Annotated in this window: 5 protein-coding genes, 1 tRNA gene and 2 pseudogenes; 3 read left to right on the top strand and 5 right to left on the bottom strand. The window is 53.5% G+C overall.

The features are described from left to right. A pseudogene (locus tag APR53_00825) lies at positions 1-980 on the top strand. A 237-nt stretch (positions 981-1,217) separates the two neighbouring features. Next, the gene (locus APR53_00820) at positions 1,218-2,138 is read left to right on the top strand and encodes a GDP-mannose 4,6-dehydratase (GenBank protein KQC03646.1); all 921 of its coding nucleotides are present in this window, start codon (positions 1,218-1,220) and stop codon (positions 2,136-2,138) included. Positions 2,139-2,212: 74 nt separating this feature from the next. Here APR53_00820 and APR53_00815 read toward each other — a convergent pair whose 3' ends face one another. Beyond that, a complete protein-coding gene (locus APR53_00815; protein KQC03645.1) occupies positions 2,213-3,097 on the bottom strand; it encodes a hypothetical protein in 885 nt (294 codons plus the stop codon). A gap of 78 nt (positions 3,098-3,175) precedes the next feature. Continuing rightward, positions 3,176-3,466: a hypothetical protein gene (locus tag APR53_00810; GenBank protein KQC03644.1), complete on the bottom strand. Its 291-nt coding sequence runs from the start codon at positions 3,464-3,466 to the stop codon at positions 3,176-3,178. Between the two features lie 70 nt (positions 3,467-3,536). Between APR53_00810 and APR53_00805 the strand changes: the two genes are divergently transcribed. After that, positions 3,537-3,609 (top strand) — tRNA-Gln (locus tag APR53_00805). 846 nt (positions 3,610-4,455) lie between these two features. On the opposite strand, the gene APR53_00800 is transcribed toward APR53_00805, so the two are convergent. From APR53_00800 to APR53_00790, 3 genes and pseudogenes are all read right to left on the bottom strand, one after another. Continuing rightward, entirely contained in the window at positions 4,456-5,253 is a 798-nt protein-coding gene (locus APR53_00800) for a hypothetical protein (protein KQC03643.1), read from the bottom strand. Between the two features lie 29 nt (positions 5,254-5,282). After that, positions 5,283-5,756: a hypothetical protein gene (locus APR53_00795; GenBank protein KQC03642.1), complete on the bottom strand. Its 474-nt coding sequence runs from the start codon at positions 5,754-5,756 to the stop codon at positions 5,283-5,285. Positions 5,757-5,873: 117 nt separating this feature from the next. Further along, positions 5,874-6,063: pseudogene (locus tag APR53_00790) on the bottom strand.

Below are 6,063 nucleotides of genomic sequence, written 5' to 3'. Positions count from 1 at the left end.
GCATTCCCGATGCGGACTTCACCGCCAATGTCACGTCGGGAAATGTTCCGTTCACAGTCCTCTTTACCGACGCCAGTACAAACACGCCGACATCCTGGTCATGGGACTTTGGTGACGGTTCGTCATCACCCGTCCGGAATCCTGTCCATACGTATCTCTCTGCAGGAAACTATACGGTCAGGCTGACCGTCCTCAATGCGGAAGGTTCCGATGCGATAATCCGGACAGAGTATATAAGGACGGTATCGCCAACGATGCCGGAGGCCGATTTTACCGCTGATATCACATCCGGCACTGCACCCCTGACCGTTGATTTCAGCGATCTCTCAACGGACGGGACCTACTGGGCGTGGTATTTTGGTGACGGCTACACGTCCAATGCACCGGATCCCTATCCGCACACCTATACGTCACCCGGGACGTATGACGTCAGGCTCATCGTGACGAATGTCAACGGTTCGTCGACGGCACTCAAGAACGGATTTATTCATGTCGTATCCCCTCCCGAAGAACAGGGTACTCCGGTCGTTGGCGGTGCTCCGGGCAGTGCGGGGAGCATCCCGTCGAGCACGGTGGTGGATGAACCGGTGTATTCCGACATCACGACGCCCGGAACTGTCCCCGGAACCGTCCCGGTATCGTCGGTGCCGTCATCCGTTTTCGGCGAATCGTCTGCCGGGGACTTGCCTTCGGCCGTTGCAGCAGAGGGCGGGGAAGGAATGCCCGACTCTCGGGCGGAGGGTGGTGATGATGCTCCCGGCGAGTCCGCACTCCCCCTCCCTGTTGATACCGGATCCATGCCGGCGCCCCTCACCTTCCACACGATGCTCACATCCTGCGGTGCGATTTCCGGAACTGCAATGTTCAGGAAATTCGGCGACAAACAGGAATTCGATAAAATGGTATCATATCTCCTGAAAGCAACCGGAGTGATCTCAGCATCAATCGCGTTCTGGTTGTTTTCAACAATTTTGCTTTGATCGCAGACAAACCCTTTTTTCTCAGATCAGAACGAACCTTCCGCCCCGGTGTCTCCTTCCGACGAAGAGGTACCCTCATACGATGACCCTGACGACGGCGATTCGGGTATGGGGCGTATCGGGACCGGGCGGGCTGCGATAGTGGCGTGCGCCGGGCCGGTGTCCGCCGTGAAAAACCGTTCCCTTTTATGGTGTTACGGGGGTATAACATGGTGTGCGACGGGGGAAAAGAGGTCTATGAAGTATGTCGTCACAGGCGGGGCCGGATTTATCGGCTCGCACCTTGCCGAAGAGCTTGCATCACGCCACGATGTGGTGATTCTTGATGACTTTTCATCGGGAAAAATGGCACATATCGCGGAATTAATTCATCGTGAGAATGTCGAGCTCGTCCGTGGCTCGGTGACGGATCCCGTCGTCCTCCGGGAGGTCTGTGACGGGGCCGACGGTGTTTTTCATCTTGCGGCAATCGCTTCGGTACCCCGATCGGTGGAGGATCCGTTCGCTATCCACGAGGTGAACATCACCGGGACGCTCCGGGTACTCATTGCCGCCCGGGATGCGGGTGTCCGGAAAGTTGTGGGGGCATCCACCGCCGCCCTCTACGGAAACAGTCCCGTATTGCCGAAAACCGAGATGATGAGGCCCGAACCTCTTTCGCCGTATGCCGTATCGAAACTTGCGGACGAGTACTATGGTCATGTTTTTACCCGATGTTACGGTCTTTCCACGGCGTTTTTGCGGTACTTCAACGTTTACGGTCCCCGGCAGGATCCGGAGTCCGATTATGCGGCGGTAATCCCCCGGTTCATCTCCCGTCTTTGTGCGGGGAGCCCGCCGGTGATCTTTGGCGACGGGGAGCAGACACGGGACTTCGTCTTCGTGCGCGACGTGGTCAGGGCAAATATTTCCGTGATGGAAAACGACGCCGAAGGCGTTTTTAATATCGCCTGCGGAAGGCAGACGAGCCTCAACGAGCTTGCTCGCATGCTCGGCGCCATCATCGGGGTCGCTGTTTCGCCCGTTTACGAGGCTCCCCGGCCCGGTGACGTGAGGCATTCGGTGGCGGATATTAGCAGTGCACGGGCAGCATTCGGGTACGAACCTCAGTGTACGATGATGGATGGCCTGAAGGAAACGGTCGAGTGGTTTCGCTAAGGTCCGCTCGCATACTCGTCCTGATGAAGGGGATTCGCACCAAAAAAAAAAGATAGTGAGACAGGAACCGAATCTTAAATCGGAGTTTTATGGATCCCTTTGAGAACTGTCTGCGCAGCCTCATCGGCTTCATCGGAAAGCCGTGAATATTTCCGGAAGAACGACCGGATATTCTCGGACTCGACCCAGCCGAGGTTGAGCTGCTGGATGATCGTGTCGATCTCTGTTGCCTGATCCCGGATCTGCTCCGCAAGCTCCTCGTCCTCGAGGTCGGCGATTCCTACGATTACCTGCAGGGGATTCCTGATCTGGTCATTGAGGGTGGCGAGATATTCGACCTTGACCAGGAGTTCGGAAATGTTTTTCAGGAGCGTGCGGAATTTCTGTTCACTCTCCATCAGGGCTTCCATGGAGCGCTTATATTCGGTAATATCCTCAAAAATGATGGTGATGCCGGGCGATCCATCGGTGAATGCCGTAGGCACGATTTTCATCTTGAAGAAGAGCTCTTCTCCGGTCTTGAGTATTCTGACCTCATCGACGACTTCTTCTCCGTCTATTGCCTGATCAATGAGGGACTGGATGCCGAGTTCGGGATTCGCCTGGAAGAGGATGTCCTGGATGTGCTGGTCCACGAGCTCCTCGCGGTTGTGGTTGAAGAGCGTGATGAAATTGCTGTTCGCCTGAACGACGCGCTGATCCTTGCCGAGCACGACGACATATTCCGAGGAGAGATTGAGCATTGCGGAGATGGGTACCCGCTGGGAAAGATAATAGACTTTCGCCTGCCCGTAGGGCTCCATATCCACCTGCCCGGATGTGCGCAGAATATCAAGGTACCGGGCGACAGAAATCCGGTTCATGCCCATGGCCTCTGCCAGTTGCGTCACCGACATTCCCCGTGGATTCTGTTTTAAAATCTCCAGAATCCGTGAAAGTTCATTGTGATTCCTGTTCATATACAATGATATTTCGCTTATAGTTTAAAAATATTTTGTTTATTGGTTATCACTGTAGAATATCTATGATTTAAATCACTAGTGATAATGACTGCCGCTCCTTTTATATGTGGCGCTTATGGCGGGACGGCCCGGTTCGGGGTTTTCCCGCCGGGAAAAAACATCGGGGGCGTCTCCACCGTCCGGGGATTCCCGTGGTGAACGAATGGATGTGCCGGAAGAGGCAAATACCGGATTCCCGCTCCTCTCGGGAATTCCTCGGTGTTCCGTTCCCTGCCGCACGCCTTTTCGCACCGTCAGGGGGATTCCCTGCCTGCCGGGCCTGCGGACGGTCTGGCCGACATGCCGCGGATGGTGTTTTAATATCATTCGCGCGAACATAGATAACGCACATTCAAGAGAGAACAGGGATGCGGACAATCCTTCCCGCATAGAATGCACCCCCGTAGTGTAGAGGTCAATCATACCGGCCTTTGGAGCCGGTGACGGCGGTTCGAATCCGCCCGGGGGTACTTTTACGAGCTGACTCACGGGACCGGGCACCCCTCCCGCCCCGATCGCCCGGGCGTCGCCGGGTCAATCCGGTTTGGGAACGTCAGTGAAGAAAATCTCTGATTTTCTGATGCGAGCGCTACTCCCGGGAGGAACTGGGCCGCTGACATGGGGGCCGCCTTTCTTGCCGCCATGACCGCGATCGATCTCCCGGTGCTGGACAACGCCGCGGCCTCCATCGCCGGGTGGCACCGGCGCATCAGGAACGGCTCGGCGGCAAATGTGGTCCGTGCGGCCGGGGACGCGGAGCGTGCGGTGGAGTGGGTGGTGGGAAAAATTGGATGACGAATGTACCCCCATTTTCTCTCCCGGTCGGTCGTGCTCGCTCGAGGTTCCCTCACGTCGCAGCACCTCTCTGGTCTCTTCGCGGTGTACGGGAAGAGAATGCCCTCGCATGCCCTCATCTTCGATTCGGCACGCGGACGGCTGCGAAGGAATGCACGCCGCTCTCGCAGGCCACTTCGCGGACTTCTCAGCGGCTGTGTGCTGTTGGGGTGCGAACTCCGGATGGCTTGAGCGACCGAGCAAAAGCGAGGGACCGGCGTCGCATGGATGGTAGGGAGGTACATTAAAGAGAAAGGAGAAAGCCCAGTTACACGAACAAGACACGGAGAGAGCACCGGTTGCATACACCAGCCGGCAACCTGCAATTGCATTTCTTGAAGGAATCCTGGTTGTTCGGAGGATGTCTCCAGATTACAGGTGTCCTGTACTCAACTTGAAGGCTCGCGGAGTGTAGGGCGAAAATGTTCTAACATTAAAATGAATTTCAACATTAAGCCTGAAAAAAACTGTTTAAGAGCTCCTTAAAGGAGCGAAAAATTCAGGAGAGGAAGTAAAACGTGGAGTACAATGTCCAATGAAAAATGAGAAATCATTGCAAATTCAAGACCTTTCCTGAAGAACAGCCAGCCAAAGACGATGCCGCCAACACCATTCAGAAGAACTGCCCGAAGGACAACGGAGGGTGTGATTGCCATTATTGCCGAGGTTGCAGGGAGGTGGCCAAGACCGAATACTATGGAAGCAAGGATTATTGAAACCCACATGATGTTGTCGGTATGCTTGCAGGTTTTTGACATTCCGAGCAACCTCATAGTCCCCAGAATCAGCAGACATAGGAATGGTACCAAGAAGAGCCGCAGGAGCACCTCTTCTCCGATGCCCCCGTAAAATGAGGCAAGAAATCCCGCAATTGCGCTGGGAGCACCCGCACCGGACGAAATATCAGGGAAAACGAATATCGAATGCAAGAGCAGGTCAAGGAGCACGAGACACAACCCCACCAAAATCCCGGAGACCACGGATATGGCCAGGTACGTTCGCGGCTTGGTTTTTCCGGCCAGCACGGGCGTCGGCTCGAACTCAATTTTCTTTGAGATCCGGAGGCCGAAGTAAGCAAGCAGGGCAAACATCACCAGATATTGAATGAAAGTTATCAGGATAATTTCGAGAACGTTAGGTTGGGCGAATAGGCTTTGTCCTGCGAATTCGAAGGAGTAAGGCAGAACCAGCAATCCGGAGATGCTTGCTGCAAAAACAAGAGCCACCCAGATCTTTCCATCGACTCCATACAATTCCTTTTTACTCATAATTATCTCCATAATAAATATTTTTTAAGATAAAACAACTCTTATTCGACAATAAAAGTAAATATCGCCGTTTTTTCGTCCCCTGTCATCTTTTCAAAGGGTCGCTTGTAGACTGCATTGAAGGTGTAGGTTCCCGTGTCAAACGCGTAGAGTACCCAGATATGTGTCCCGCCTGCACCGACCACCTTCCCGGAAGTATCGGACGGATCATACGTATCGCCGAGCATGCTCAGGCGATCGGTGACCGAGTACTCCCATTGGTAGCCAGTTGTGGGGTTTTCTTCCAGCTTGATGATGATCAGGCTGTCCAGAACGATTTTATTGGTCTCACCAGTGTTGCTCTCGTCAAAGAGGTAAAGCTCCAATGGGGCAGTCTCAGGATCAACATCCTTCCAGGCTTCCGGGGATTCATTATCCTTTGGAATTTGTTTGTTATCAAGGCACCCGGATCCAGCGATGCATCCGACTACAATGATAAAAACGAAGATACCCGTAAGGGTTTGCGCAAATTTCATGGTGTTTTATTTGGCGAGTAATCGAGATAATCAATTCCATAACTTCGAATATTATTGAAGTTTAATTGAGATTTACAGGGAATTACTGGAAAAATAGATGTTCCAGCGGAAGTGTACTCATTCTGCTGTAAATTCTGCCCTCGTATCCTGACATACCATCACCTCTGATCCAGATAAATACTTCCGCCCTGTGATCCACTCCTCATTGATATCCATCAATATGGCTCCGGCGAGACGGAGGAGTGAATTGTCATTTGGAAACGCTCCTATTGGCCGGGATCGTCGTTTCAGTTCCTTATTGATCCGC

Origin of the sequence: Methanoculleus sp. SDB (assembly GCA_001412355.1) — an archaeon.
Classification (GTDB): domain Archaea; phylum Halobacteriota; class Methanomicrobia; order Methanomicrobiales; family Methanomicrobiaceae; genus LKUD01.
Note: the sequence above shows the minus strand (reverse complement) of the source record. Positions and strands in the feature narration are given on the sequence as shown.

Coding starts and splice junctions, on each gene's coding strand:
- APR53_00820 (KQC03646.1), top strand. CDS start 1,218: ATGAAGTATGTCGTCACAGGCGGGGCCGGATTTATCGGCTCGCACCTT.
- APR53_00815 (KQC03645.1), bottom strand. CDS start 3,097: ATGAACAGGAATCACAATGAACTTTCACGGATTCTGGAGATTTTAAAA.
- APR53_00810 (KQC03644.1), bottom strand. CDS start 3,466: ATGATATTAAAACACCATCCGCGGCATGTCGGCCAGACCGTCCGCAGG.
- APR53_00800 (KQC03643.1), bottom strand. CDS start 5,253: ATGGAGATAATTATGAGTAAAAAGGAATTGTATGGAGTCGATGGAAAG.
- APR53_00795 (KQC03642.1), bottom strand. CDS start 5,756: ATGAAATTTGCGCAAACCCTTACGGGTATCTTCGTTTTTATCATTGTA.